The sequence below is a fragment of the Serratia symbiotica (Periphyllus acericola) genome (assembly GCF_964019515.1).
Taxonomy (GTDB): Bacteria; Pseudomonadota; Gammaproteobacteria; order Enterobacterales; family Enterobacteriaceae; genus Serratia; species Serratia symbiotica_D.
In genome coordinates, this window is the sequence record NZ_OZ026452.1 from 1,234,414 (window position 1) to 1,260,685 (window position 26,272).

Here is a 26,272-nt window from a genome sequence, read left to right on the forward strand (position 1 = left end):
AGCGCTCACATATTTAAATATGCGTCGCAACACCATACCTTGCCTAGAAAAAAAGAAGCTTTGATCTCAAAAGTCTCTACAAGTTACTGTACGGGGCTATAGCTCAGCTGGGAGAGCGCCTGCCTTGCACGCAGGAGGTCAGCGGTTCGATCCCGCTTAGCTCCACCATAAAGTCCGAGTGTGGTGCTTCACTACTTCAGAGCGTACTGGCAACAGTATGCTCTGAAGTACTTTGCTCTTTAACAATCTGGAACAAGCTGAAAATTGAAAAATGACGGCTGAAACTTATCCCCTGCATAGATGTATTGGGGTAAGGGTCAAGTTGTCATAGTGATACTCACCTGTTTGCAATGCGAAGTGAGACACCTTCGGGTTGTAAGGTTAAGTGACTAAGCGTACACGGTGGATGCCTAGGCAGTCAGAGGCGATGAAGGGCGTGCTAATCTGCGAAAAGCGTCGGTAAGGTGATATAAACCGTTATAGTCGGCGATACCCGAATGGGGAAACCCAGTGTGATACGTCACACTATCGTTAAGTGAATACATAGCTTGACGAGGCGAACCGGGGGAACTGAAACATCTAAGTACCCCGAGGAAAAGAAATCAACCGAGATCCCCCCAGTAGCGGCGAGCGAACGGGGGCCAGCCCAGAACCTGAATCAGTGGGTGTGTTAGTGGAAGCAGCTGGAAAGTCGCGCAGTAAAGGGTGATAGCCCCGTACACTAAAATGCACTGGCTGTGAGTTCGATAAGTAGGGCGGGACACGTGACATCCTGTCTGAATATGGGGGGACCATCCTCCAAGGCTAAATACTCCTGACTGACCGATAGTGAACCAGTACCGTGAGGGAAAGGCGAAAAGAACCCCAGTGAGGGGAGTGAAAGAGAACCTGAAACCGTGTACGTACAAGCAGTAGGAGCACCGTTAAGGTGTGACTGCGTACCTTTTGTATAATGGGTCAGCGACTTATATTTTGTAGCAAGGTTAACCGCATAGGGGAGCCGTAGGGAAACCGAGTCTTAACTGGGCGAAAAGTTGCAAGGTATAGACCCGAAACCCGGTGATCTAGCCATGGGCAGGTTGAAGGTTGGGTAACACCACCTGGAGGACCGAACCGACTAATGTTGAAAAATTAGCGGATGACCTGTGGCTGGGGGTGAAAGGCCAATCAAACCGGGAGATAGCTGGTTCTCCCCGAAAGCTATTTAGGTAGCGCCTCATGAATTCATCTTCGGGGGTAGAGCACTGTTTCGGCTAGGGGGCCATCCCGGCTTACCAACCCGATGCAAACTGCGAATACCGAAGCATGTTATCATGGGAGACACACGGCGGGTGCTAACGTCCGTCGTGAAGAGGGAAACAACCCAGACCGCCAGCTAAGGTCCCAAAGTCATGGTTAAGTGGGAAACGATGTGGGAAGGCCCAGACAGCCAGGATGTTGGCTTAGAAGCAGCCATCATTGAAAGAAAGCGTAGTAGCTCACTGGTCGAGTCGGCCTGCGCGGAAGATGTAACGGGGCTAAACCATGCACCGAAGCTGCGGCAGTGGCGCTGATGCGCTGTTGGGTAGGGGAGCGTTCTGTAAGCCGTTGAAGGTGTCCTGTAAGGGGTGCTGGAGGTATCAGAAGTGCGAATGCTGACATAAGTAACGATAAAGCGGGTGAAAAACCCGCTCGCCGGAAGACCAAGGGTTCCTGTCCAACGTTAATCAGGGCAGGGTGAGTCGACCCCTAAGGCGAGGCTGAAAAGCGTAGTCGATGGGTAACAGGTTAATATTCCTGTACTGAGAGTGACTGCGAAGGGGGGACGGAGAAGGCTAGGCAGGCCGGGCGACGGTTGTCCCGGTTTAAGCGTGTAGGGGGAGTTCTGGGTAAATCCAGAATGCCATAAAACCTGAGGCGCGATGACGATGCACCTCGGTGCAGAAGCTGTTGATGCCCTGCTTCCAGGAAAAGCCTCTAAGCATCAGGTCACTTTTAATCGTACCCCAAACCGACACAGGTGGTCAGGTAGAGAATACCAAGGCGCTTGAGAGAACTCGGGTGAAGGAACTAGGCAAAATAGTGCCGTAACTTCGGGAGAAGGCACGCTGGCATGTAGGTGAATTCCGTATCGGAGGGAGCTGAAGCCAGTCGCAGAGACCAGCTGGCTGCAACTGTTTAATAAAAACACAGCACTGTGCCAACACGAAAGTAGACGTATACGGTGTGACGCCTGCCCGGTGCTGGAAGGTTAATTGATGGGGTTAGCCGCAAGGCGAAGCTCTTGAACGAAGCCCCAGTAAACGGCGGCCGTAACTATAACGGTCCTAAGGTAGCGAAATTCCTTGTCGGGTAAGTTCCGACCTGCACGAATGGCGTAATGATGGCCAGGCTGTCTCCACCCGAGACTCAGTGAAATTGAACTCGCTGTGAAGATGCAGTGTACCCGCGGCAAGACGGAAAGACCCCGTGAACCTTTACTATAGCTTGACACTGAACATGAAGCCTTGATGTGTAGGATAGGTGGGAGGCAGTGAATCGTAGACGCCAGTCTGCGAGGAGCCACCCTTGAAATACCACCCTTTAATGTTTGATGTTCTAACTTTGCCCCGTGACCCGGGGTGAGGACAGTGTCTGGTGGGTAGTTTGACTGGGGCGGTCTCCTCCCAAAGAGTAACGGAGGAGCACGAAGGTCAGCTAATCACGGTCGGACATCGTGAGGTTAGTGCAAAGGCATAAGCTGGCTTGACTGCGAGAGTGACGGCTCGAGCAGGTACGAAAGTAGGTCTTAGTGATCCGGTGGTTCTGAATGGAAGGGCCATCGCTCAACGGATAAAAGGTACTCCGGGGATAACAGGCTGATACCGCCCAAGAGTTCATATCGACGGCGGTGTTTGGCACCTCGATGTCGGCTCATCACATCCTGGGGCTGAAGTAGGTCCCAAGGGTATGGCTGTTCGCCATTTAAAGTGGTACGCGAGCTGGGTTTAGAACGTCGTGAGACAGTTCGGTCCCTATCTGCCGTGGGCGTTGGAAGATTGAGAGGGTTTGCTCCTAGTACGAGAGGACCGGAGTGAACGCACCGCTGGTGTTCGGGTTGTTATGCCAATGGCATTGCCCGGTAGCTAAGTGCGGAACAGATAAGCGCTGAAAGCATCTAAGCGCGAAACTGGCCTCGAGATGAGTCTTCCCTGGGTCTGAGAGGTCCCTGAAGGCACGTTTAAGACGAAGACGTGGATAGGCTGGGTGTGTAAGAGCAGCGATGCTTTGAGCTAACCAGTACTAATGAGCCGTGAGGCTTAACCTTACAACACCGAAGGTGTGTTAGAGGCAGGGGTAGGTTATTTTCAGCAAGTTCCGAGATTGGTTCTGGTGGTTACGTCAGTAACGGCCGAGAATAAAACAGACTTTGCCTGGCGGCGATAGCGCGGTGGCCCCACCTGAATACCATGCCGAACTCAGCAGTGAAACGCCGTAGCGCCGATGGTAGTGTGGGGCCTCCCCATGTGAGAGTAGGACACTGCCAGGCATCAAATAAGGTAGAAAGCCTCATGCGTAAGCATGGGGCTTCTTGCTTTGTGTGTTACCGAGAGTCAACGGCCTGATCCTGTGCAGGTGAAACGAAAGAGTCGGGAACACTTTAGGCGTTGCTTGACAGCGAGCTGAAGGGAAGTGAGCAGGAAAGCCCGCTGACGGGCGTTCGCCTGCGGCGATCCGCTAGGTGTGAGTTTAGAATGAGCTGTAATACTGCTGGTATCAATTAAGCCAAGTGGCCATTCGTGAGGAGGCCTCTTGATTTTTCTGCCTTGAAAAAACTGCCGATTTCTACCTGGCACCACAGCGATGAAATTTTTTCACCTTCCAACTGATTACGCGACATCCATTTTTAAAAACGCTATGCTTAGGTATATAGATAGCTAAACATCCAAGTGGATATGTAAGAGTCAAGTAATGCCGATTAGTGTTCATGATGAGCTATCCACGGTGAGTTTCTTGCGTAATGAGAATGTCTTTGTAATGACATCTTCTCGGGCAAAAACACAAGAAATCAGGTCGTTGAAAGTGCTGCTCCTGAATCTGATGCCAAAGAAGATCGAGACAGAAAACCAGTTTTTACGTTTGCTCGGCTTTGTTGAATAAATCGGATTTGGAATAAAGAGTCCCCTGAATGGGCAGCTTTCAGGCAAGGCGTACACTTTCTGGCATACCGGCGAGCGTCATCTTGTTTAATGCACATCGCTGTTTCGGCTATCGAACGTCGGTGGCAGCCTGTCATACTTTTCCACCGTGTGTTGTCTCCGGTAAGGCGCTGGTTCGCCACCGCTTGATTTCGCTCTGCATAGTCTGCCGACCAATAACGGGCTCCGCTGCTGGGCGGTATTAACGCCTTGAGCTTCTTGCCCCTTAACTCATCATGACTCACTCGCGTATCCTAAGCCAGATCCGCCGAGGCGACTTTGATGTTACGGTACCTCTGACGGATGAGACCTGGGAAGGCTTCGGTATCGGTGACATTGCTCAAAGAAAGGTCAGCACAGATGACCTCATGTGTTTCTGTATCTACGGCCAAATGCAGTTTTTGCCAGATCCGCCGTTTTTCCTGACCGTATTTTTTGCCATCCACTCACCTTCACCCAACACGTTGAGCCCGCTAAAGTCGATAATGAGGTGCGCAATTTCACCTGGCGTTGGGGTTTTAAACGGGACATGGCCGGACTTTGCCCGCTTACTGATGCAGGTGTCGTCCGGGCAGTTCAACGGCACTTTGATCAGTGTGACAATGGAGTAGACGAAGCGCTGGAGGGCGCGAAGTGTCAGGCCGAAAATCCGTTTCAGCATCAATACGCTGGTGATTGCCATATCGGAATAATGTGGTGGGCGACCACGCAGAGAAGTTTTTGCCTCGCAGTACCAGGCGTGACGTGCCGTTTCATCCACCGAGAAAGTGAGTGAACCCCGAGTGATAAGGGCATTATTGTAAGCCTTCCAGTTGATGATGTTGAACTTTTGCTAGGCCACGGAATGTCGCTATTTTGACAGAAGGAGAGTGATCTGATCCTTGTGCCGGCCAAAAGTTCGATTTATTCAACAACGCCTCTCTGGGGTTAAATCAACCGATTATGGTTGCGCTTAATTTTCCTTGGAGAGCCTGTCGCTGCGCAAATGGAGTGTAGGTTTAACATCGGTGCTGTTGGCCTTCGGCACCATGGCGCAAGAGATATAACTGCTGAACGTTTCATACGATCCAACGCGCGAGTTCTATCAAGAATATGACACCGCGTTTAGCAAATACTGGCAGCAAAAGACCGGCGATAAGGGCAGGGTGCGCCAGTCACACGTTGGCTCCGGCAAGCAGGCAACCTCAGTGATTAACGGCATTAAGGCCGATGTGGTTACACTGGCGCGGGCTTATAACGTGGACGCCATTGCCGAACGCGGGCGTATCGATAAAGAGTGGATCAAACGCCTGCTGGAAAACTCGGAACCTTATACCTCACTTCAACCATATTGTTTTTGGTACCGAAGCAAATTCACAACTGGTCGGATTTGGTCAAACCCGGCGTCTCAGTGATTACGCCAAACCCGAAAACCTCCGGCGGTGCGCGCTGGAATTACCTGGCGGCCTGGGGCTACGCGCTGCACCACAATAACAATGATCAAGCCAAAACGCAGGATTTCGTTAAAAGCTTATATGCCAACGTTGAGATGCTGGATCCTGGCGCACGCGGTGCTACCCATACCTTCGCTGAACACGGTATCGGTGATGTGCTGATCGCTTGGGAGAACGAAGCGCTGCTGGCGGAAAAAGAGCTGGGTAAGGACAGGTTTGAAATTATTATCCCAAGTAAATCCATTCTCGCCGAACCCTCCGTAGCGGTAGTAGAAAAAGTGGTGGACAAACGCGGCACACGCGATGTAGCTACAAGTTACCTGAAATATCTGTATACGCCGGAGGGGCAGACCATCGGCGTAAAAAACTATTACCGCCCACGTGATGCGGCCGTAGCGGCCAAGTTTGCCGCTCGGTTCCCAAAACTGACCCTGTTCACAGTGGACGAGATCTTTGGCGGCTGAGGTGAAGCGCAAAAGGTGCACTTCGCGACCGGGGGCGTGTTTGACGAAATCAGCAAGCACTGATCCCTATCCAGCAGCGATAAAGCCCCCCGGTTTACCTGGGGGCTTTATCGCTGCTGGATAGGGATCAGGCTTTTTTCGCTGCTGCGGCGGCTTTGAAGATCGCAGCGAAAACATCGGCTTTCAGCGATGCACCACCAACCAGCGCACCATCGATATCCGGTTGAGCAAACAGCTCTGCGGCATTATTATCGTTGACAGACCCCCCGTACTGAATGATCACTTCAGCAGAGGTGGCCATATCGTGCTTGGCAATATGATCGCGGATAAATTTGTGCACTGCCTGAGCCTGCGCTGGGGTGGCAGACTTGCCAGTTCCGATGGCCCACACGGGTTCATAAGCGATCACAGCACCTTTCATGGCTGGCACGCCTAGGGTTTTTAGTACGGCATCAATCTGACAAGCGCAAACTTCTTCGGTTTTACCCGCTTCGTTTTCCGCTTCGGTTTCACCAATGCACAATACCGGGATCAGACCTGCTTCCTTCAGCACGGCAAATTTCTCGGCGATCGCTTCGTCGGTTTCTTTGTGGTAGATGCGGCGCTCAGAATGACCAATGATGATGTACTGGGCACCAACGTCTTTCAGCATATTGGCGGAAATTTCCCCGGTGAAAGCACCGGACAAGTTGATGTCCACATTTTGTGCCGCCAAAGCGATACGGCTGCCCGCCAGTGCGTGTCTAGCCTGATCCAGGTACATAACCGGCGGGGCGATAGCAACGCCACAACCGTCAACACGGCTCAACGCATTGCGCAGGCCAGTGATCAGCTCACTGACCATATGGGTGCTGCCGTTGAGCTTCCAGTTACCCATAACTAATGGATGACGCATGTTTTTTCCTCCAACAAGGGAACGCAAAATAGAAATTACAACTGCCGAACTGGCTGTTTACCTGCGCAGCAGTATAGAGATAATTAAGCACAAAGGCTTTGCTTTTCGCCACTAAATACCCCGTTATCAAGGCGTGGATAGCGCCAACTTAACCGGTTCAACCGCGAAGGTTACCCCTTTATCGCCATTGTCCGATACCACATAGCGAATGGCACCAACCTGCTGTTGATAAAAACGCGAACCTTTGCCCTTAACTAACAAGCTGGTCACTTTACCTTGACTCTGCCCTACCGTCAGCGCCGGTTCAAACTGGCGCATCAGCGCGGCTATATAACTGATGGCGATGGCGCGTGCCGCCTTGTCCTCACCGCTTTGTTGTAACGGTAACTAGGTGATCTGCAACGTCTTGATTTTGCCAGTACCCTTTTCCAACGCGGTGGAGGCATAGAGATTTTTATTGAGTTTGCTGGCGGCACGGGTCAACAGCGTCGAGTCGTCTTCTGCAGCGGCGATGGCACGAAACTCGCCAATCGGTAACATCGTGTTGACGCGGTTATACTTTACCATCCACTCCCCTTCACCCAAGACGTTGAGCCCGGTAGAGTCGATAATGAGGTGCAAAATTTCACCCCGCGTTGGGGTTTTAAATGGGACATTGACGGACTTCGCCCGCTTACTGATTCAGGTGTCGTCCGGGCAGTTAAACGGCACTTTCATCAGTGTAAAAATGGAGTCGACGAAGCCCTGGAGGGCACGAAGTGTCAGGCCGAAAATCCGTTTCAGCATCAATACGCTGGTGATTGCCATATCGGAATAATGTTGTCGGCGACCACGCAGAGAAGGTTTTGCCTCGCAGTACCAGGCGTGAAGTGCCGTTTCATCCCCCCAGTAAGTGAGTGAACCCCGAGTGATAAGGGCGTTGTTGTAAGCCTTCCAGTTGGTGATGTTGAACTTTTCCTCGTGCCGGCCAAAAGTTCGATTTATTCAACAACGCCGGTTGTAATCGTTCTGCGCGTTACGGTATTACGCCTCGGTTTGTGCCAAATCGGCACACAAGGTGCGGATGCTCTCTTCACGGGTGCCGTGCATCTATTGTTCGAGCTGTGCTTTGGCCTTGACGCGTGTCGTATGTGCAGAACGTAATTACGCTATCAGCTCCATACTGTCAAGCTGGATCAACAGTTGCCCACCCTTCACGTTGTCGCCACGCTCTAACAGGCGTTTTATCACCCGCCATTTGGCCTTGGAGGCAACGATCACCTCTGGCGCATCCACTTCACCCTGTAGCAGCACATTCTGATTATGCGCACGGAACAGGATCGCCATAGCGATCGCCACTATCATCAGCAGCAGGGTCAATAACATCTTTTTTTCATTATGATATCGACTCCTAAAGTGTAAGCGGTAGGTAGGGATAATCTTGTTCCCATCTCAATTCGCTCCAATATATCCTCTTTTTATGATAATGATAGCGAGCCTGTTAAACCATTGACGTTTCAGATTTCGCTGCATAAAAAAACCAGCCCGTAAGCTGGTTCTCTGTACCACTGACCACGAACGGTCAAAACAGCTGTTATGCATCACCAAACCGACGGCGAGAAGCCGTAGGCGCTGAGTCATCACGGCGCGGTGCTGGTTTACCGTCACGGTTGAAATTATCGCTGCGACGGTCACCACCACCAGCGGAACGACGCGGTGCACCTTCACGGCGTTCGCCGTTGAATAGACGGCTATAGCCACTGCGTTCATTCGGCGGCGCATCACCCAGCAGTTGCATATTCATCGGCTTGTTCAGGATACGGGTGCGAGTGAAGTGATTCAGGATCTCGCCCGGCATCCCTTTCGGCAGTTCGATAGTGGAATGGGAAGCAAACAGCTTGATATTACCGATGTAACGGCTGCTGATATCACCTTCGTTAGCGATAGTGCCAACGATATGACGAACATCCACACCGTCATCACGGCCTACTTCAATGCGGTAGAGTTGCATCTCACCAACGTCACGACGTTCACGGCGCGGACGGTCACCGTCACGGCTGTCTGAACGTATATTACGGCGGCGATCATTGCCACGATCGTCACAATCATTGAACTCAAGACGCTGACGTGGCTTGAATACGGGGTCCGGCGGCAGAATTATCGGACGTTCACCCTGAGCCATCTTCAGCAATGCGGCAGCCAGGGTTTCCATGTCCAGCTCTTCTTCCGGCTGCAGTTTAGCCAATAGCGCACGGTACATGTCCAGATCGCGACTTTCCAGTTGTTGCTGAACTTTAGCGGCAAATTTGGCCAGACGACGCTTACCCAGCAGTTCTGCGTTGGGCAGTTCTACTTCTGGGATAGTCAGCTTCATGGTACGTTCAATATTGCGCAGCAGGCGACGTTCACGTTTTTCCACAAACAGCAGCGCACGGCCAGCGCGGCCTGCACGGCCGGTACGGCCAATACGGTGAACGTAAGACTCGGAGTCCATCGGGATATCGTAGTTTACTACCAAGCTGATGCGTTCAACATCCAGACCACGGGCCGCAACGTCGGTGGCGATCAGGATGTCCAGACGACCATCTTTTAGACGTTCTAAGGTCTGCTCGCGTAACGCCTGGTTCATATCACCGTTCAGCGCAGCGCTGCTGCAACCACTGCGCTCCAGCGTTTCGGCGACTTCCAGCGTGGCATTTTTGGTGCGCACAAAAATGATCGCCGCGTCAAAGTCTTCAGCTTCCAGGAAGCGTACCAGCGCTTCGTTTTTACGCATGCCGTGCACCGTCCAATAGCTTTGGCTGATGTCTGGACGGGTAGTGATATTGGACTGAATGCGCACTTCCTGTGGATCTTTCATAAAGCGGCGGGTAATACGGCGGATTGCCTCTGGCATGGTAGCGGAAAACAGTGCGGTCTGATGTTCAGCCGGGATCTTAGCCATGATGGTTTCTACGTCTTCAATAAAGCCCATGCGCAACATTTCATCGGCTTCATCCAATACCAAGCCGCTCAGGTTAGCGAGATTCAAGGTGCTGCGTTTCAGGTGATCTAATAGACGACCTGGCGTACCTACCACAATTTGTGGCCCCTGACGCAGGGCGCGCAACTGTACGTCATAACGTTGGCCACCGTACAGAGCCACAACATTCACACCATGCATGTGTTTGGAGAAATCAGTCATAGCTTCAGCCACCTGAACCGCCAGTTCGCGGGTCGGTGCCAGCACCAGAATCTGAGGTGCCTTCAGGTCAGCCTGCAGATTATGCAATAGTGGCAGCGAGAATGCTGCGGTTTTACCACTACCGGTCTGCGCCATGCCCAACACATCGCGACCGTTCAATAGGTGAGGAATACACTCAGCCTGGATCGGTGATGGTTTTTCATAGCCCATGTCAGTCAGGGCGGAAATGATTGTAGCAGATAGCCCCAGATCAGCAAAAGAGATTTTAAACTCAGTAGTCATGTACACATGCCTCATTAATAATGGCAGCCAGTCTACATAACTCGTCGAGAAAATTTTCAGTCATTTTCATTGAAAAATGTGAACCGGCTCAAATTAGTTTATAAAACGAACAAAAAAACATTCACCCGTGAAGGCGGTAGCTTTGGCTGTAAAACCAATGTCTATCAGGCTGATAATCCTTCATCTTTCAAGCCTGTTAGCTGCTCTCCCTCACCCTCGTCACTTAGCAAACTAAGCTCCAGGGATCCGTTCGATTGCCGAATTGCCGCAACTTGAAACCTATTGGGTAGAAGTATTCGTCAGCTATTGCTGGTCCGATTCTGATAAGTCGTCTTGCTCTTGGCCTAAAAGCGCCAATTCCAACAATGCATAGCGGTGCTCAACGTATTAGCCACCGTCAGTTTGAACAGCGCCGAAGCGGTGTTCTTGTCCCCTAGACTCAGGTGGTGTTTACCTAAATAGAAGTCAGTTTCACTTAGATGCTCAGCGAGCGAAGTGTTATCCGTTGTATCTACCTTGAGGCGTGACATCAGCGTTTTTTCGCTAATGTTGCCCAGGTAAAATTCGACAATATTCCATCCCCATTGCCCTAGGTTCGCTTTGTCATAACGCTGCTTGAGCGCTACGTCAGCCTTTTTGGGATCCATTTCTCGTTCCACAAGATACAGCTGCAACGAACGGAAGGGATCGTTTGGGTCGTCTTGATAAAACGCCAGCAGATAATCCTTCGCCAACGAGAAGCGGCCGCCATAATACGATGCGATGCCTCGGTTTAAACGCGCGTAATTGTAAATTGGATCAAGCTCTAATACAGAATCAAACGCTTCATAGGCAACATCAACATTGCTTGCCTGCATTAAGTAAATGCCTAGGTAGTTGAAAACTTGAGGTATATTAGGACGTATCGCCAGCGCCTGCGAGAAATCATTTCGCGCCAGTGCACGTAGCCCGATGCTATCATACAGCACACCACGCTCATATAAAAGCTGCGCACGCTCATCGCCGGTCAGTGCCCGTCTGGCAAGTATCAGTTCCATACGTGCCAGGAGCATTTCTTGCTGCAGCGTAGGCTGCAGTGGGATCGCCAAAACCTCGTCTTTACGCAAATAATAGTTGCTGCATCCTGCCAGCATGAGTGCTATTACAACGTACCACCAACGCAAGAAAGGCTTCATTTCCCACTCCCTAAGACAAACATTAAATGAACGCCCTATCCTCCGTTTGCTAAATACACGAATTCCTACCCAGGCAGCGATAAAATTAGCTCCCGACCCTATGGCAGGGAGCTGCAAATATATCTATACAGCTATTCTGCTTCAACTGCAGGAGGCGATTCCGCTTCTGGCATAGTCGCTTCTTTGATGCTTAGACGTACACGGCCCTGACGGTCAACTTCCAGTACTTTAACCGGCACATCCTGACCCATTTGCAGATAGTCAGTGACTTTCTCAACACGCTTGTCGGCAATTTGAGAGATGTGTACTAAGCCTTCTTTACCCCCGCCGATAGCGACAAACGCGCCGAAATCAACGATACGAGTGACCTTACCTTGATAAATCCGGCCAACTTCAATCTCTGCGGTGATCTCTTCAATACGACGGATAGCAAATTTCGCTTTCTCACCATCGGTCGCAGCGATTTTAACTGTACCATCATCGTCAATTTCAATGGTGGTGTCAGTCTCTTCGGTCAGCGCACGAATCACCGAGCCGCCTTTACCGATCACGTCTTTAATTTTATCCGGGCTGATGCGGATAGTGTGAATACGTGGTGCGAACTGAGAAATATCGCCACGCGGCACGCTGATTGCCTGTTCCATCACGCTCAGGATATGTAGACGCGCCCCTTTGGCTTGGTTCAGTGCCACCTGCATGATTTCGCGGGTGATGCCTTCAATTTTGATGTCCATTTGCAGCGCGGTGATACCGTCACGGCTACCGGCCACTTTGAAGTCCATATCACCTAGGTGATCTTCATCACCCAGAATGTCGGACAGAACCACAAAGTTATCCGCTTCTTTCACCAACCCCATGGCGATACCCGCAACAGCAGCCTTGATTGGCACGCCTGCATCCATCAGCGCCAGAGAAGCACCACAGACCGAAGCCATGGAAGAAGACCCATTGGATTCGGTAATTTCAGAAACCACCCGCACCGTGTACGGAAAATCTTCCAGTTTAGGCATCATAGCCAATACGCCACGTTTTGCCAGACGGCCGTGACCAATTTCGCGGCGCTTAGGTGAACCGACCATGCCGGTTTCGCCAACGGAATACGGCGGGAAGTTATAATGGAACAGGAAGCTGTCGGTCTTCTCGCCCATCAGTTCATCCAGGCTCTGTGCATCACGCGCAGTACCCAGTGTCGCGGTAACCAACGCCTGTGTTTCACCACGGGTGAACAGCGCGGAACCATGAGTGCGCGGCAGTACGCCGGTACGCACATCCAGACCACGGATCATGTCTTTCTGGCGGCCGTCGATACGTGGTTCTCCTCGCAGCACACGGCTACGCACCACGTTTTTCTCGACGCTGATCAGGATGTCATGAATTTCTGAAGCGTCCAGCGTTTCATCTTGCACCAACAGGGTTTCAACCACGCTGTCCTTGATCGCATCTACCTGAGCGTAACGCTCTTGTTTCTCGGTAATGTGATAAGCGTCTCCCAAGCAGGCTTCGGCCAGTTCGGCTACGCGCGCATGCAGCGCTGCATTGACCACAGGTGCCTGCCAGTCCCACTTCGGCTTGCCAGCTTCAGCTACCAGAGAGTTGATGCTCTCGATCACCACCTGCTGTTGCTGGTGACCAAACACCACCGCCCCCAGCATTTGATCTTCGCTTAGCACATCAGCTTCAGATTCAACCATCAGCACCGCGCCAGCAGTGCCAGCAACCACCAGATCCAGGCTACTTATTTTTAGTTCGTCGGTCGTCGGGTTCAGTACATACTGGTCGTTGATGTAACCCACGCGTGCTGCACCAATTGGGCCGTTGAACGGAATACCGGACAGGCTCAGGGCGGCAGAGGCCCCAATCATTGCAACGATATCTGGGTTAACTTGCGAGTTGACAGAAACTACGGTGGCGATCACCTGTACTTCGTTCAGGAAGTTGTCCGGGAACAGAGGACGGATTGGACGGTCAATCAGACGAGAGGTCAGCGTTTCACCCTCGCTCGGGCGGCCTTCACGACGGAAGAAACTACCCGGTATGCGTCCAGCAGCGTAGGTACGTTCCTGATAGTTTACGGTCAGCGGGAAGAAACTTTGACCCGGCTTGGCTTTTTTCTGGCCCACTACGGTGACGAATACAGCGGTGTCATCCATGCTCACCATAACGGCGGCGGTGGCCTGACGTGCCATCATACCGGTTTCGATGGTGACGGTATGCTGGCCATACTGGAATTTGCGAATGATCGGTGTCAGCAAAATTATGTCCTTGATTAACGGCGTACCATCGTAATGACGACTCGACACGCCTATGACTTGACTTACCTTTCCACTACATCCTCGCGACTAATGACAATCTTTATCTCAAACTGGGGATAAAGCCTCTCATTAGTCGCGCGAACCTCTGTAACGGAAAAACCTGTTTTGGGAGCATCAGGCAATACATTAACCTGATTTGCTTATGCTTCATAGAAAAAAGGGGCCATGATAGGCCCCTTTTACTCTGAAACTAGCTAGATTAGCGACGCAGACCCAGGCGCCCGATCAGGCTGGTGTAACGTGCTACATCTTTACGCTTTAGGTAATCCAGCAGCTTACGACGCTGAGAAACCATACGCAGTAGACCACGACGGCTATGGTGATCTTTTTTATGCTCGGAGAAGTGGCCTTGCAGATGGTTGATCTGCGCAGTCAGCAGGGCAACCTGAACTTCGGGAGATCCGCTATCGTGAGCATCACGACCAAAATCAGCCACGATTTGAGCTTTAACTTCAACACTTAGAGACATGGTAATACTCCAGATTATAGATGATAACTACAGGTGCCGATCTATAATTCAGCAACCTAATGCATAAGCCGCGCTATTCTACTATCCCCGCCATCCTGCAAGCTACAAGGGGGATACGCGCACTTTACCCACCCTTAATCGACACGTTCGACGACTAGGCGGCGTGGTGCCACACGACCATCGTCGGCGACGGTACCTACGCCGATAAATTTACGTTTTTCGCCTTCGGTGATGCGCACTATGCCAGAAGCAGGCGCACAAGCAACCTGCACTGTCTTCCCTTGTTTGACATAACCCGCCACTACAGGCAACAGATTCACTTCTGGATAGTTCTCAACCGGGCTGTCCATCGGCATCAGCAATGGATCGAGCAATTCATCCAGCGCAATCGCCTGCGCCAGTAAAGCATTCAGTTGTTCCAACGTCACCATACGTTCAATCGGATAAGTTGCTACTTGCAGGCGGCGCAGGTAGACCACATGCGCACCGCAGCCCAGTAGTTCACCGAGATCGTCGATGATAGTGCGGATATAAGTGCCTTTCGAGCAGTGGATTTCTAACTCCAGTTCATCTCCTTCGCAGCGAACAACCTGTAGCTGATAAACGGTGATGCTGCGTGCTTCACGCGGAACTTCAATGCCCTGGCGCGCATACTCATAGAGTTTCTTACCCTGATACTTTAGTGCCGAATACATTGATGGCACCTGTCGGAGGTCGCCACGGAAGTTATCCAGCGCCACATCTAGCTGCGCCTGGGTGAAACTCACCGGGCGCTGCTGCACAACCTGACCATCGGCGTCCGAGGTATCGGTACGCTGCCCTAGTTTGGCGATCACCCGATAACGTTTGTCAGAATTTAGCAGGAACTGCGAGAACTTGGTCGCTTCGCCCAGGCAGATCGGCAGCATGCCGGTCGCCAACGGATCGAGCGCGCCAGTGTGACCTGCGCGATTGGCGTTGTACAAGCGCTTCACTTTTTGCAAAGCATCGTTAGACGACAGGCCCTGCGGTTTATCTAACAACAGTACACCGTGGATATCACGGCCACGGCGAAGAGGGCGACTCATTTAAGCCTCCTCGTCATCGCCCGATGCGCAACGGCGTTCGGCGTCATTCTTCACCACATTGGTCACCAGGTTGGACATGCGCATGCCTTCCACCAGCGAGTTGTCGTAGGCGAAAGTCATTTCCGGAACCAGACGCAAACGCATGGCTTTGCCAAGTAACGTGCGGATATAACCGGCCGCATCCTGCAATGCTTTAATGCCATTGGTCACCTGGGCTGGATCATGATTTTCAGCCAACACGTTCAGGAAGGTAACGTAAACCTTGGCGTATGCCAGATCGCGGGAAATTTCTACGCCGGATACGGTGGCCATGCCAATGCGCGGATCTTTGATTTCACGTTGCAAAATGATCGCAATCTCTTTCTGCATCTCTTGCGCTACGCGTTGACTACGGCTAAATTCTTTTGCCATTTTGGACTCTCCAGACAAATCTGGGGGCACAAAGGCCCCCGTTAACAGATATTACATACTTAAACTTGCCTCTTTTTTGACCCTCTTCACTCACCTCAGTGGCATAGTTGTCTATTCACCTGGGGATGCGCTCAGTTGCTGTCCTGAGGAAACTCGAATTATTTTAGGTCATCAGCAGATGTACAGTCGTTAAGCAATGGTACGCTGGATTTCGATGATTTCGAACACCTCAATCATGTCGCCAACACGTACATCGTTGTAATTCTTAACACCAATACCACACTCCATGCCGTTACGGACTTCATTAACATCATCTTTGAAGCGGCGCAGGGACTCCAACTCACCTTCATAGATAACCACGTTGTCACGCAGAACACGGATAGGGTTATGACGTTTGATCGTCCCTTCAGTGACCATACAACCGGCGATAGCACCGAATTTCGGTGATTTGAAGACGTCACGCACTTTGGCTAAGCCGATAATCTGCTGTTTGTACTCAGGTGCCAGCATGCCGCTCATCGCCTGCTTCACTTCGTCGATTAGGCTATAAATTACCGAGTAATAGCGCAGATCCAGGCTTTCTGCTTCAATCACGCGGCGTGCCGAGGCATCAGCACGGACGTTGAAGCCCAGAATGATCGCGTTGGAGGCTACTGCCAGTGTAGCATCGGTTTCAGTAATGCCTCCCACGCCGGAGCCGACAATTTTCACCTTCACTTCGTCGGTAGAGATCTTCAGCAATGAATCCATAATCGCTTCGCAAGAACCCTGTACATCAGATTTCAGTACGATGTTCAGCTCAGAAACTTCCCCGTTTGTCATGTTGGAGAACATATTCTCCAGCTTAGATTTCTGCTGGCGCGCCAGTTTGACTTCGCGGAACTTGCCTTGACGATATAGTGCAACTTCACGCGCTTTTTTCTCGTCACGCACTACGGTCGCTTCATCACCCGCTTCTGGAATGCTGGAAAGACCCAGGATTTCCACCGGAATAGATGGGCCAGCGGAGGCCACTTCGTGGCCCAATTCATCACGCATCGCACGCACGCGGCCGTATTCAAAGCCGCACAGCACGATATCACCTTTGTTCAGCGTACCTTCCTGAACCAGAATGGTCGCCACCGGGCCATGGCCTTTATCTAGGAAGGATTCGATCACCACTCCACTAGCCATGCCACTGCGTACCGCTTTCAGTTCGAGAACTTCAGCCTGCAACAAGATAGCATTAAGCAGTTCGTCGATACCGGTACCGACTTTCGCAGAAACATGGACGAACTGCGCTTCGCCACCCCACTCCTCCGGCATCACGCCGTACTGGGATAGCTCCTTCTTAACGCGGTCCACATCGGCTTCCGGCTTGTCGATTTTGTTAACTGCAACCACCAATGGCACCTGCGCCGCTTTCGCATGCTGGATAGCTTCAATGGTTTGTGGCATCACGCCATCATCGGCAGCAACCACCAACACCACAATATCAGTCGCCTGAGCACCACGGGCGCGCATGGAAGTAAAAGCGGCGTGGCCTGGAGTATCCAAGAAGGTGATCATACCGTTGTCGGTTTCTACGTGATAAGCACCAATGTGCTGGGTAATACCGCCAGCTTCGCCCGCTGCCACTTTGGTGGAGCGAATGTAGTCCAGCAAAGAGGTTTTACCGTGGTCAACATGGCCCATGATGGTCACCACTGGTGCACGCGACTCAGCCGCAGCACCGGTATCACGGTCACTCATCAACGCTTCTTCCAGCTCATTCTCGCGACGCAGGATAACCTTGTGGCCTATCTCTTCAGCCACTAGCTGTGCAGTTTCCTGATCGATGACCTGGTTGATGGTGGCCATTGCACCCAGCTTCATCATCACTTTAATGACCTGAGAGCCTTTTACCGCCATTTTGTTGGCCAATTCAGCCACGGTGATGGTTTCACCAATAACCACGTCACGGTTTACCATCTGAGCTGGCTTGTTGAAGCTCTGCTGCAAACTGCTTAGCTTCCGTTTACCTTTACCTCCACGCGTTACAGCACGTGCTTCTTCACGATCTGCTTTAGACTCAGAAAGCTTACTGCCTTTCTTCTGCTTAGTCGCTTTGCCACCACGGGTGCGGGCGCGGCGCTCACCTTCAACTTTAGCGTCGTTTTCGTCTTCGGCGACACGGGCGTGCTGAGAGGTGGTCACATGGTAATCGGCAGTTTCAACTGCAGCGCTTGCTGCTTCAGCTTCTGCCCACTTCTCACCGTTCTCTTCAGCCATACGGAGCGCTTCTTCCGCCACGCGTTTGGCTTCTTCTTCGACCCTCCGGCGTACTTCTTCTTCCGCTTTACGTTTCAGTTCAGCCGCTTCGGCTTCACGGCGTGCTTTTTCTGCCTGAGCTGGCTTGATCATTTCATCGGTATGTTGATTGGTCACTTTTTCTTTTTCCGCTGCATTACGCTTAGCAATTCCTGCAGCCTCACGTTTGGCTTGCTCTCCGGCTGCACGTTTCGTTTCTTCATTACGCTGTGCCTGCTCTGCCGCTTCAACCTGTTTGGCTTCCTGCGTATTGCGATTTACATAGGTGCGTTTCTTGCGGACCTCAATTTGCACCGATTTACTTTTACCGCCGGTGCTCGGAATATTTAAGGTGCTGCGCGTTTTGCGCTGAAAAGTGAGTTTGTTCGGCACACTGCCGTGTTCACGGTTCAGGTGCGCCAGCAAGGTTTCTTTTTCTTGCTGGGTCACAGAATCCGACTCTACCTTGTTGATTCCTGCATTAGCAAACTGCTGTACCAGGCGATCAACCGAAGTCTGAATCTCTGCTGCCAGCGATTTTACGGTTACATCTGTTGTCATGCTGTTCCTTCCTGCTACAGTTTATTACGCGTTGTCGCCAAACCAACAGATATTACGTGCGGCCATGATCAACTCGCCGACTTGCTGGTTGCTAAGCCCTTCAATATCAGCCAGATCATCAATACCCTGCTCGGCAAGATCTTCCAGCGTACCAACCCCACACGCGGCCAGTTTAAAGGCCATGCTGCGCTCAAGACCAGGCAGGTTGAGTAAATCTTCTGCAGGTTCTTGGCTACCCAGGCTCTCTTTTTGAGCAAGGGCTAGCGTGGTCGATGCAGCTCTGGCGCGATCGCGCAATGCTTCAACCGTATCTTTATCCAGACCGTCGATTTCCAACAGCTCTTTGATTGGCACATAGGCCAGCTCTTCCAAAGTGGAGAAGCCTTCTTCAACCAGAACGGTAGCGAAATCTTCGTTGATATCAAGATACCTGGTAAAGGTATCAATAGCGGCCTGTGCTTCGGCCTGGTGCTTGGCCTGCAAATCATCCGCCGTCATCACGTTCAGTTCCCAACGGTCATCGTCGCGATGCTGTTTCAACAACTGGGAGGCCAAACGCACATTTTGGCCATTACGGCCGATGGCCTGTGCCAGATTGCTGGCTTCAACGGCGATATCCATCGTACAATTATCCTCATCAACCACGATGGAGGCCACGTCTGCCGGGGCCATGGCGTTGATGACGAACTGCGCAGGGTTATCATCCCACAGTATGATATCGATGCGTTCACCACCGAGCTCGCTCGAAACGGCCTGAACGCGTGCACCGCGCATACCCACGCAGGCACCGACTGGATCGATGCGTTTGTCGTTGGTTTTTACTGCAATTTTTGCACGGGAACCGGGATCGCGGGCTGCCGCTTTAATCTCAATCACTTCTTCGCCGATTTCCGGCACTTCAATGCGGAACAGCTCTTTCAGCATCTCTGGGCTGGAACGGCTGACGAACAATTGCGCACCTCGGGCTTCAGGACGCACGGCATAAAGCACGCCACGGATGCGGTCACCAGGGCGGAAGTTTTCGCGCGGCAACATGTCTTCACGGCCAATCACTGCTTCGGCGTTGCTACCCAGATCCAGCGCGATACTATCACGATTAACTTTCTTCACAACGCCAGTGACGATCTCATCTTCGTGTTCACGGAAAGCGTCAACCACCATCGCGCGCTCGGCTTCGCGTACTTTCTGCACGATAACCTGTTTGGCCGTCTGAGTGGTGATGCGGTCAAAGGTGACGGAATCGATCTGATCTTCGATATATACGCCCAACTCAGTGTCTGGCTCTTCATACTGAGCCGCTTCCAGCGTGATCTCACGCGTAGGCTGCGTCACTTCATCAACGACGACCCAACGACGGAAGGTATCGAAATCGCCGGTTTTGCGATCAATGCTGACGCGGACGTCGATTTCCTGCTCATATTTTTTCTTGGTGGCGGTGGCTAAAGCGGTTTCCAACGCTTCGAAAATCTTTTCACGCGGAAGGGATTTTTCATTGGAAACTGCTTCAACAACAGCCAGAATCTCTTTATTCATCCTAGGTGCCTCATACAAACTTTTAAAAGTGGGGTATCAGGTTCGCTTTCTGGATATTGCTCAGCGCAAACACTTCATCTTTCCCATCTACAGTAACCGTGATCATTGCGCCTTCGGCAGACTTGATAATACCTTGCCACTTGCGGCGGTTTTGAACTGCCATGCGCAGAACCAAGCTGACTTCTTCACCGAGAAAACGCGTGTAGTGTTCTGCGGTGAACATCGGGCGATCAAGGCCAGGAGAGGAGACTTCTAAGTTGTAAGCGACTGCGATTGGTTCTTCGACATCCAATACAGCGCTAACTTGGTGGCTGACATCAGCGCAATCATCAACATTGATGCCGTTTTCACTGTCAATATAGATGCGGAGCGTAGATTGGCGCGCACGAATAAATTCAATGCCTACAAGCTCAAAACCCAACGCTTCTACCGGTGCTAAAAGCATCTCAGTTAACTTTTGCTCTAATATGCACAAACTCCACCCCCAGTACATAAAAAAAGGGCTAAATAGCCCAGTGATTCTGCTGCCAAATAACAAAAAGCCCCGAAAATCGGGGCGTTATGTAACTGGACCCTATGTGCCGCTGAGCGACTTCGGTGCAACTTTCAAGCAAGTGTCATTTTCAAATGTTGTTCGAGAAAAGTGGATTTCATTCGAAAAGTGTATTTGAAAATCAACACCTAAATGAAAGTGGTTGCGGGGGCCGTATTTGAACCGACGACCTTCGGGTTATGGGCCCGGCGAGCTACTAAGCTGCTCCACCCCGCGTCCGAAAACGTGCCGAATTTACGCAAAAAATCGCAAAATTGCAAGCTATCTCTTGGATTTGGTACCGAGGATGGGACTCGAACCCACAAGCCCGTTAGGGCACTACCACCTCAAGGTAGCGTGTCTACCAATTCCACCACCTCGGTACTGATTCTTACTGCTAACAGCCGTTGCAATTATCCAGTATCCAGATAAAACCGAGGTTTCAAGCGTTGTTGCTGCTTACTGCGGGATATCACTACTCGGCTTGGCTGGTGACGATGGCACGGTAGTTTGCTCAGACTTTACTGGCTGACCCAAATTTTCCCACTCGCTGCCTTTCTTGCTTTTGTTACTACTGAGGTTGCCCAAAACCAGGCTGATGACGAAAAACAATGTCGCCAACGCCGCAGTCATACGGGTCATAAAGTTGCCGTAACCGCTCGAGCCAAACAGTGTGGCAGAGGCACCGGCTACAGCTTCAGCGCCTTTACCTTGCTGCAACATAATCAGAGCAGCTAGCCCGATTGAGATCAGTAGGAAGATTACCAGAAGAGCTTCGTACATAGTCGTACCCGTGTCCTTGCGGCTTCAACCGCATGCCAGATGCTTTTCACCTCAAAGCTTCTAAAAAGAAGTCTCAGGCACTCTTATATGCTGACTATTTAAGCGGTTTTGAATACTAACTAAAGCCGCCAAACCGCGCAAGGGCAATTTTCTGCAACCAATGCGTTTGCAGAAAAAAACACCAACAATTATTTTTCCTGATAACCGGCTGATTTCACAGCGTCAGCGATGCGCTGTGCCAGCACAGTCACCTGCTGTTCATCCTCTCCTTCCACCATAACACGGATAAGCGGTTCGGTGCCGGATTTGCGCAACAATACACGGCCGCGATCGGCCAACGCAGCTTCAACCTGTTCAGTGATTTTACGCACTTCAGCGGATTCCAATGGGTTGTGCTCGCCCTCGAAACACACGTTGATCAGGATCTGAGGCAACAGCTTCATCCCTCTGCATAGATCATACAGGCTAATGTTATTACTCACCATTGCGGTCAGCACCTGCAACCCAGCCACAATGCCATCGCCGGTCGTGGTTTTATCCAACAGGATTACATGGCCGGAGTTCTCCGCGCCGAGGCGCCAGTCCAGTTCTTGCAGCTTTTCCAACACGTAGCGATCACCGACTTTGGCGCGCGCAAACGGGATACCCAGTTGCTTCAGCGCCAACTCTAACCCCATATTGCTCATCAGCGTACCGACCGCACCACCGCGCAACTGGCTTTGACGCAGTCCTTCCCGAGCAATGATATACAGGATCTGGTCTCCATCCACCTTGTTGCCCAAATGATCCACCATCATCACACGGTCTCCATCACCGTCGAACGCCAACCCAACATGCGCCTTTTCTTTTAGCACCGATTGCTGCAACTGGCGGACATCGGTCGCACCGCATTTTTCATTAATGTTCATGCCATCCGGCGCGACGCCGATGGCAATCACTGTAGCCCCCAGCTCACGCAACACGCTCGGCGCAATGTGGTAGGTGGCACCGTTGGCGCAATCGACCACAATTTTCAACCCCTTCAGGCTCAGTTCACTGGGGAAGGTGCCTTTGCAGAATTCTATGTAACGACCAGCGGCGTCGATAATCCGGCTGGATTTACCCAACTCCGAGGATTGCACACAAGTCAGCGGTTTTTCTATCTCAGCTTCAATCGCTTCCTCAACGTCATCCGGCAACTTGGCCCCGTCGATCGAGAAAAACTTGATGCCGTTATCGTAGAACGGGTTGTGCGAGGCAGAAATCACGATGCCGGCTTCAGCGCGGAAAGTGCGTGTCAGGTAGGCTACCGCCGGCGTCGGCATCGGGCCGGTGAAGGAAGCAGACAACCCTGCGGCTGCCAAGCCAGCTTCCAGCGCGGACTCCAGCATATAACCGGAAATGCGGGTATCCTTACCGATAATGATTTTGCGAGAGCCGTGACGCGCCAGCACTTTACCGGCCGCCCAACCCAGTTTCAGCACGAAGTCCGGGGTGATTGGGCTATCACCGACCTTGCCACGAATACCATCGGTGCCAAAATATTTGCGCTCACTCATGTTTCTACTGTCCCTTAGCTGAAAGTGTTGCCTCGACGACACGCATCGCCTCAACGGTTTCTTTAACGTCATGCACTCTGATAATCTGCGCGCCCTGCATCGCAGCGATCACTGCGCACGCCACGCTGCCGATGACGCGTTGATCAGGCGGCACGTTCAATAGCTGTCCAATCATCGACTTGCGTGACATCCCCACCATCAGCGGCAGACCGAAGCGGTGAAATTCCGACAACCGCGCCAGAAGCTGGTAGTTGTGTGCTAGATTTTTACCAAACCCGAAGCCTGGGTCGAGCAGCAATTGCTGATTTGTTATCCCAGCATCATGGCAACGCTTGATATGACGCTCAAAAAATATCTTCACATCAGCAATCAGGTCATCGTAATGCGGTGCATGATGCATAGTGCGTGGCTGCCCCTGCATGTGCATCAGGCACACCGGCAAGCCGCTTTCGGCCGCAGCAGCCAACGCGCCGGGTTCCTGCAACGAGCGGATATCGTTAATCAGATGCACTCCCGCTTGTGCCGACTCACGGATCACCCCCGCTTTAGACGTATCAACCGAGATAAACACCTCGAAACGCTGCGCCAATGCCTCCACTACCGATACCACCCGTGCAATCTCTTCATCCTCACTGACCTCTTCCGCCCCCGGCCGGGTGGATTCGCCCCCCACGTCGATCATGGTAGCACCAGCTGAAATCAGCGCATACGCATGCAACAGTGCCTGATTGAGTTGGTTGTAACGACCACCGTCAGAAAACGAATCCGGCGTCACATTGAGGATGCCCATCACCTGCGGATGGGAGAGATTGAGCGTCATGTCGCGCAGGGCTAACTGCATGGCTATACCCTAAATAATTGGAGTGACATCACAGCGGCATGAGCGTGACAAATCTGCCGAGAACCGATTTGAGCAGCACTTGCGCTGGCCCACAGGGGAGCCCCATTAATCCCCATGAGCTTACTAAAGTAAGTCACTGAGGTGACAAATCTGCCGGGACAAATCGCTCAGGAACCGATTTAAATGCCGCAAGGGAAATCTACAAGAATGTGATTCCTAATAAATTTGAACGCTGCATGCAGTGCCCCCGAGGGGGTGAGACCCACATATGGGCCGAGTAACTGCGCAGCCAACACATATGCATTCAAGTATGATGGATATCATTCACCTGACTGTTGCATGGTGCGCTGCCTACCGGGCAGTAAAAACCCCGGCATGCCGGGGTTTAATGTTACCACATAGCAGAAGTGACTTGTCGAGCTGTTCAAACATGGTTATTGCCTGGACTCGGCGTGTGCGATTCTTCTACCGACGTCGGCGCTTTTGGCGTGCCGACGGCGTCGGGGCCATTACCTTTGTTTGCATCGTCCCAACCCGCTGGCGGACGTACGTCTTGGCGGTGCATCAGATCGTCGATCTGCGGCGCATCAATGGTTTCATATTTCATCAGTGCATTCTTCATTGAATGCAGGATGTCCATATTTTCCATCAACAGTGAACGGGCGCGCACGTAGTTGCGTTCAATCAGAGATTTTACTTCCTGATCAATGATGCGTGCGGTTTCATCCGACATGTGCTTCGCCTTGGCGACGGAACGGCCAAGGAACACTTCGCCCTCTTCTTCTGCATACAACAGCGGCCCCAGCTTCTCAGAGAAACCCCATTGAGTCACCATGTTGCGGGCGATAGAGGTCGCCACTTTAATATCGTTCGACGCCCCAGTAGACACATTTTCCGACCCGTAGATGATCTCTTCCGCCAGACGGCCACCATAAAGGGTGGAGATTTGGCTCTCCAGCTTCTGACGGCTTGCGCTGATTGAATCGCCTTCCGGCAGGAAGAAGGTCACGCCAAGTGCTCGGCCACGAGGGATAATGGTGACCTTGTGAACCGGATCGTGTTCTGGTACCAGACGCCCGATGATAGCGTGACCTGCTTCATGATATGCGGTCGATTCCTTCTGCGCTTCGGTCATCACCATGGAGCGACGTTCCGCACCCATCATGATCTTGTCTTTAGCTTTTTCGAACTCAACCATTGATACCACACGTTTGTTGCTACGGGCAGTGAACAATGCCGCCTCGTTGACCAGGTTGGCCAAGTCAGCACCAGAGAAGCCTGGTGTACCTCGAGCAATGACGGAGGTATCGATATCGGCATCCAACGGCACACGGCGCATATGTACCTTCAGGATCTGCTCACGACCGCGCACATCCGGCAAGCCGACAACCACCTGACGGTCAAAGCGGCCTGGTCGCAGCAGCGCCGGATCAAGAACGTCAGGGCGGTTGGTTGCCGCGATGACGATGATGCCTTCGTTGCCTTCAAAACCATCCATCTCCACCAGCATTTGGTTCAGGGTCTGCTCACGTTCATCGTGACCGCCACCCAGGCCGGCACCACGTTGACGACCTACGGCATCGATTTCATCAATGAAGATGATGCAAGGTGCTGCTTTCTTGGCCTGCTCGAACATGTCGCGCACACGGGAAGCCCCCACACCAACAAACATTTCCACGAAGTCAGAACCAGAAATGGTAAAGAACGGGACTTTTGCCTCGCCAGCGATCGCTTTCGCCAAGAGCGTTTTACCAGTCCCCGGTGGGCCAACCATCAGCACGCCTTTAGGGATCTTGCCGCCCAGCTTTTGGAAACGGCTCGGTTCGCGCAGGTATTCCACCAGTTCGCTCACTTCTTCTTTCGCTTCATCACAACCGGCGACATCAGCAAAAGTGGTCTTGATCTGATCTTCGCTCAGCATGCGAGCCTTGCTCTTGCCAAAGGACATCGCGCCCTTACCGACACCGCCTTGCATCTGGCGCATAAAGAAGATCCAAACCCCGATCAGCAACAGCATCGGGAACCACGAAATAAAGATAGAGGCCAGCAAGCTCGGCTCTTCAGGCGGCTCACCGACAACTTTCACATTCTTGGTTAACAACGTATCCAACAACCTGGGATCGTTGACAGGGATGTAAGTCTTGTATTTGCTACTGTCTTTCTTGGTAACGTTAATTTCGCGTCCGTTAATTCGCGCTTCGCGAACCTGATCCTGGGTCAGTTCAGACATGAAGGTAGAATAATCTACCCTACGGCCATTCGACTCGCTGGGCCCAAAACTCTGGAATACAGACATCAATACTACTGCGATGACTAACCAGAGAATTAGGTTTTTAGCCATGTCACTCAAGGGATGAACCTCATATTACAACTGTGTTAACAAACAGC

14 protein-coding genes, 3 tRNA genes, 2 rRNA genes and 7 pseudogenes are annotated in these 26,272 nt (G+C 51.9%); 5 read left to right on the forward strand and 21 right to left on the reverse strand.

All coding sequences use genetic code 11. The annotated features are described in order from the left end of the window. Nucleotides 1-92: 92 nt before the first annotated feature. From AACL06_RS06745 to AACL06_RS06760, 4 genes and pseudogenes are all read left to right on the forward strand, one after another. A tRNA-Ala gene (locus tag AACL06_RS06745) sits at nt 93-168 on the forward strand. 211 nt (nt 169-379) lie between these two features. Then, nucleotides 380-3,286 (forward strand): 23S ribosomal RNA (locus AACL06_RS06750). Between the two features lie 105 nt (nt 3,287-3,391). Next, nucleotides 3,392-3,508, forward strand: a 5S ribosomal RNA gene (gene rrf, locus AACL06_RS06755). 422 nt (nt 3,509-3,930) lie between these two features. Further along, nucleotides 3,931-4,104, forward strand: a pseudogene (locus tag AACL06_RS06760) (homoserine O-acetyltransferase/O-succinyltransferase family protein); the annotation flags it as partial. Between the two features lie 54 nt (nt 4,105-4,158). Here the strand turns inward: AACL06_RS06760 and AACL06_RS06765 are convergent. Beyond that, nucleotides 4,159-4,977: pseudogene (locus AACL06_RS06765) on the reverse strand (IS5 family transposase). A gap of 157 nt (nt 4,978-5,134) precedes the next feature. On the opposite strand from AACL06_RS06765, the pseudogene AACL06_RS06770 reads away from it, so the two are divergent. After that, nucleotides 5,135-6,051, forward strand: a pseudogene (locus AACL06_RS06770) (sulfate ABC transporter substrate-binding protein); the annotation flags it as partial. A 130-nt stretch (nt 6,052-6,181) separates the two neighbouring features. On the opposite strand, the gene tpiA reads toward AACL06_RS06770, so the two are convergent. The 20 genes and pseudogenes from tpiA to ftsH form a co-directional block, all read right to left on the reverse strand. Further along, nucleotides 6,182-6,949 (reverse strand): triose-phosphate isomerase, encoded by a 768-nt coding sequence (gene tpiA / locus AACL06_RS06775; protein WP_339036552.1) that lies wholly within the window; start codon nt 6,947-6,949, stop codon nt 6,182-6,184. A gap of 126 nt (nt 6,950-7,075) precedes the next feature. After that, a pseudogene (locus tag AACL06_RS06780) lies at nt 7,076-7,507 on the reverse strand (DUF1454 family protein); the annotation flags it as partial. Next, nucleotides 7,508-7,861, reverse strand: a pseudogene (locus tag AACL06_RS06785) (transposase); the annotation flags it as partial. Between the two features lie 114 nt (nt 7,862-7,975). After that, nucleotides 7,976-8,293: pseudogene (locus tag AACL06_RS06790) on the reverse strand (secretion protein HlyD); the annotation flags it as partial. 229 nt (nt 8,294-8,522) lie between these two features. Beyond that, entirely contained in the window at nt 8,523-10,394 is a 1,872-nt protein-coding gene (locus AACL06_RS06795) for a DEAD/DEAH family ATP-dependent RNA helicase (protein ID WP_339036553.1), read from the reverse strand. Beyond that, nucleotides 10,384-10,464 (reverse strand): protein YrbN, encoded by an 81-nt coding sequence (gene yrbN / locus AACL06_RS10625; protein ID WP_149590981.1) that lies wholly within the window; start codon nt 10,462-10,464, stop codon nt 10,384-10,386. Before yrbN ends, AACL06_RS06795 begins: the two co-directional genes overlap by 11 nt. A gap of 233 nt (nt 10,465-10,697) precedes the next feature. Then, nucleotides 10,698-11,569, reverse strand: a pseudogene (nlpI, locus tag AACL06_RS06800) (lipoprotein NlpI). A gap of 131 nt (nt 11,570-11,700) precedes the next feature. Further along, nucleotides 11,701-13,821 (reverse strand): polyribonucleotide nucleotidyltransferase, encoded by a 2,121-nt coding sequence (gene pnp / locus AACL06_RS06805; RefSeq protein WP_339038330.1) that lies wholly within the window; start codon nt 13,819-13,821, stop codon nt 11,701-11,703. Nucleotides 13,822-14,080: 259 nt separating this feature from the next. After that, complete coding sequence (gene rpsO, locus AACL06_RS06810; RefSeq protein WP_339036554.1) at nt 14,081-14,350, reverse strand: 30S ribosomal protein S15; 270 nt, start codon at nt 14,348-14,350, stop codon at nt 14,081-14,083. A gap of 134 nt (nt 14,351-14,484) precedes the next feature. Beyond that, nucleotides 14,485-15,417 carry a tRNA pseudouridine(55) synthase TruB gene (gene truB / locus AACL06_RS06815; protein ID WP_339036555.1) on the reverse strand — a complete coding sequence of 311 codons (933 nt, stop codon included), beginning with the start codon at nt 15,415-15,417 and terminating at the stop codon, nt 14,485-14,487. Then, a complete protein-coding gene (gene rbfA, locus AACL06_RS06820; RefSeq protein WP_339036556.1) occupies nt 15,418-15,828 on the reverse strand; it encodes a 30S ribosome-binding factor RbfA in 411 nt (136 codons plus the stop codon). A gap of 189 nt (nt 15,829-16,017) precedes the next feature. Further along, on the reverse strand, nt 16,018-18,657 hold the full coding sequence (gene infB / locus AACL06_RS06825; RefSeq protein ID WP_339036557.1) for a translation initiation factor IF-2: 2,640 nt from the start codon (nt 18,655-18,657) through the stop codon (nt 16,018-16,020). Nucleotides 18,658-18,681: 24 nt separating this feature from the next. After that, a complete protein-coding gene (gene nusA / locus AACL06_RS06830) occupies nt 18,682-20,190 on the reverse strand; it encodes a transcription termination factor NusA (protein ID WP_339036558.1) in 1,509 nt (502 codons plus the stop codon). Between the two features lie 22 nt (nt 20,191-20,212). Then, on the reverse strand, nt 20,213-20,665 hold the full coding sequence (gene rimP / locus AACL06_RS06835; RefSeq protein ID WP_339036559.1) for a ribosome maturation factor RimP: 453 nt from the start codon (nt 20,663-20,665) through the stop codon (nt 20,213-20,215). Nucleotides 20,666-20,882: 217 nt separating this feature from the next. After that, nucleotides 20,883-20,959: transfer RNA gene (locus tag AACL06_RS06840), tRNA-Met, on the reverse strand. Nucleotides 20,960-21,018: 59 nt separating this feature from the next. Next, nucleotides 21,019-21,105: transfer RNA gene (locus AACL06_RS06845), tRNA-Leu, on the reverse strand. 76 nt (nt 21,106-21,181) lie between these two features. After that, entirely contained in the window at nt 21,182-21,505 is a 324-nt protein-coding gene (gene secG / locus AACL06_RS06850) for a preprotein translocase subunit SecG (RefSeq protein ID WP_339036560.1), read from the reverse strand. Between the two features lie 188 nt (nt 21,506-21,693). Next, nucleotides 21,694-23,043, reverse strand: a complete 1,350-nt coding sequence (glmM, locus tag AACL06_RS06855; protein WP_339036561.1) for a phosphoglucosamine mutase — start codon at nt 23,041-23,043, stop codon at nt 21,694-21,696. Between the two features lie 4 nt (nt 23,044-23,047). After that, nucleotides 23,048-23,884, reverse strand: a complete 837-nt coding sequence (gene folP, locus AACL06_RS06860) for a dihydropteroate synthase (RefSeq protein ID WP_339036562.1) — start codon at nt 23,882-23,884, stop codon at nt 23,048-23,050. A gap of 424 nt (nt 23,885-24,308) precedes the next feature. Next, complete coding sequence (gene ftsH, locus AACL06_RS06865; protein WP_339038332.1) at nt 24,309-26,225, reverse strand: ATP-dependent zinc metalloprotease FtsH; 1,917 nt, start codon at nt 26,223-26,225, stop codon at nt 24,309-24,311. Nucleotides 26,226-26,272: the final 47 nt, after the last annotated feature.

Excerpts from the sequence above, each read along its gene's own strand:
- tpiA (WP_339036552.1), bottom strand. The coding sequence starts at position 6,949 with ATGCGTCATCCATTAGTTATGGGTAACTGGAAGCTCAACGGCAGCACC.
- AACL06_RS06795 (WP_339036553.1), bottom strand. The coding sequence starts at position 10,394 with ATGACTACTGAGTTTAAAATCTCTTTTGCTGATCTGGGGCTATCTGCT.
- yrbN (WP_149590981.1), bottom strand. The coding sequence starts at position 10,464 with ATGAAAATGACTGAAAATTTTCTCGACGAGTTATGTAGACTGGCTGCC.
- rpsO (WP_339036554.1), bottom strand. The coding sequence starts at position 14,350 with ATGTCTCTAAGTGTTGAAGTTAAAGCTCAAATCGTGGCTGATTTTGGT.
- truB (WP_339036555.1), bottom strand. The coding sequence starts at position 15,417 with ATGAGTCGCCCTCTTCGCCGTGGCCGTGATATCCACGGTGTACTGTTG.
- rbfA (WP_339036556.1), bottom strand. The coding sequence starts at position 15,828 with ATGGCAAAAGAATTTAGCCGTAGTCAACGCGTAGCGCAAGAGATGCAG.
- infB (WP_339036557.1), bottom strand. The coding sequence starts at position 18,657 with ATGACAACAGATGTAACCGTAAAATCGCTGGCAGCAGAGATTCAGACT.
- nusA (WP_339036558.1), bottom strand. The coding sequence starts at position 20,190 with ATGAATAAAGAGATTCTGGCTGTTGTTGAAGCAGTTTCCAATGAAAAA.
- secG (WP_339036560.1), bottom strand. The coding sequence starts at position 21,505 with ATGTACGAAGCTCTTCTGGTAATCTTCCTACTGATCTCAATCGGGCTA.
- glmM (WP_339036561.1), bottom strand. The coding sequence starts at position 23,043 with ATGAGTGAGCGCAAATATTTTGGCACCGATGGTATTCGTGGCAAGGTC.
- folP (WP_339036562.1), bottom strand. The coding sequence starts at position 23,884 with ATGCAGTTAGCCCTGCGCGACATGACGCTCAATCTCTCCCATCCGCAG.
- ftsH (WP_339038332.1), bottom strand. The coding sequence starts at position 26,225 with ATGGCTAAAAACCTAATTCTCTGGTTAGTCATCGCAGTAGTATTGATG.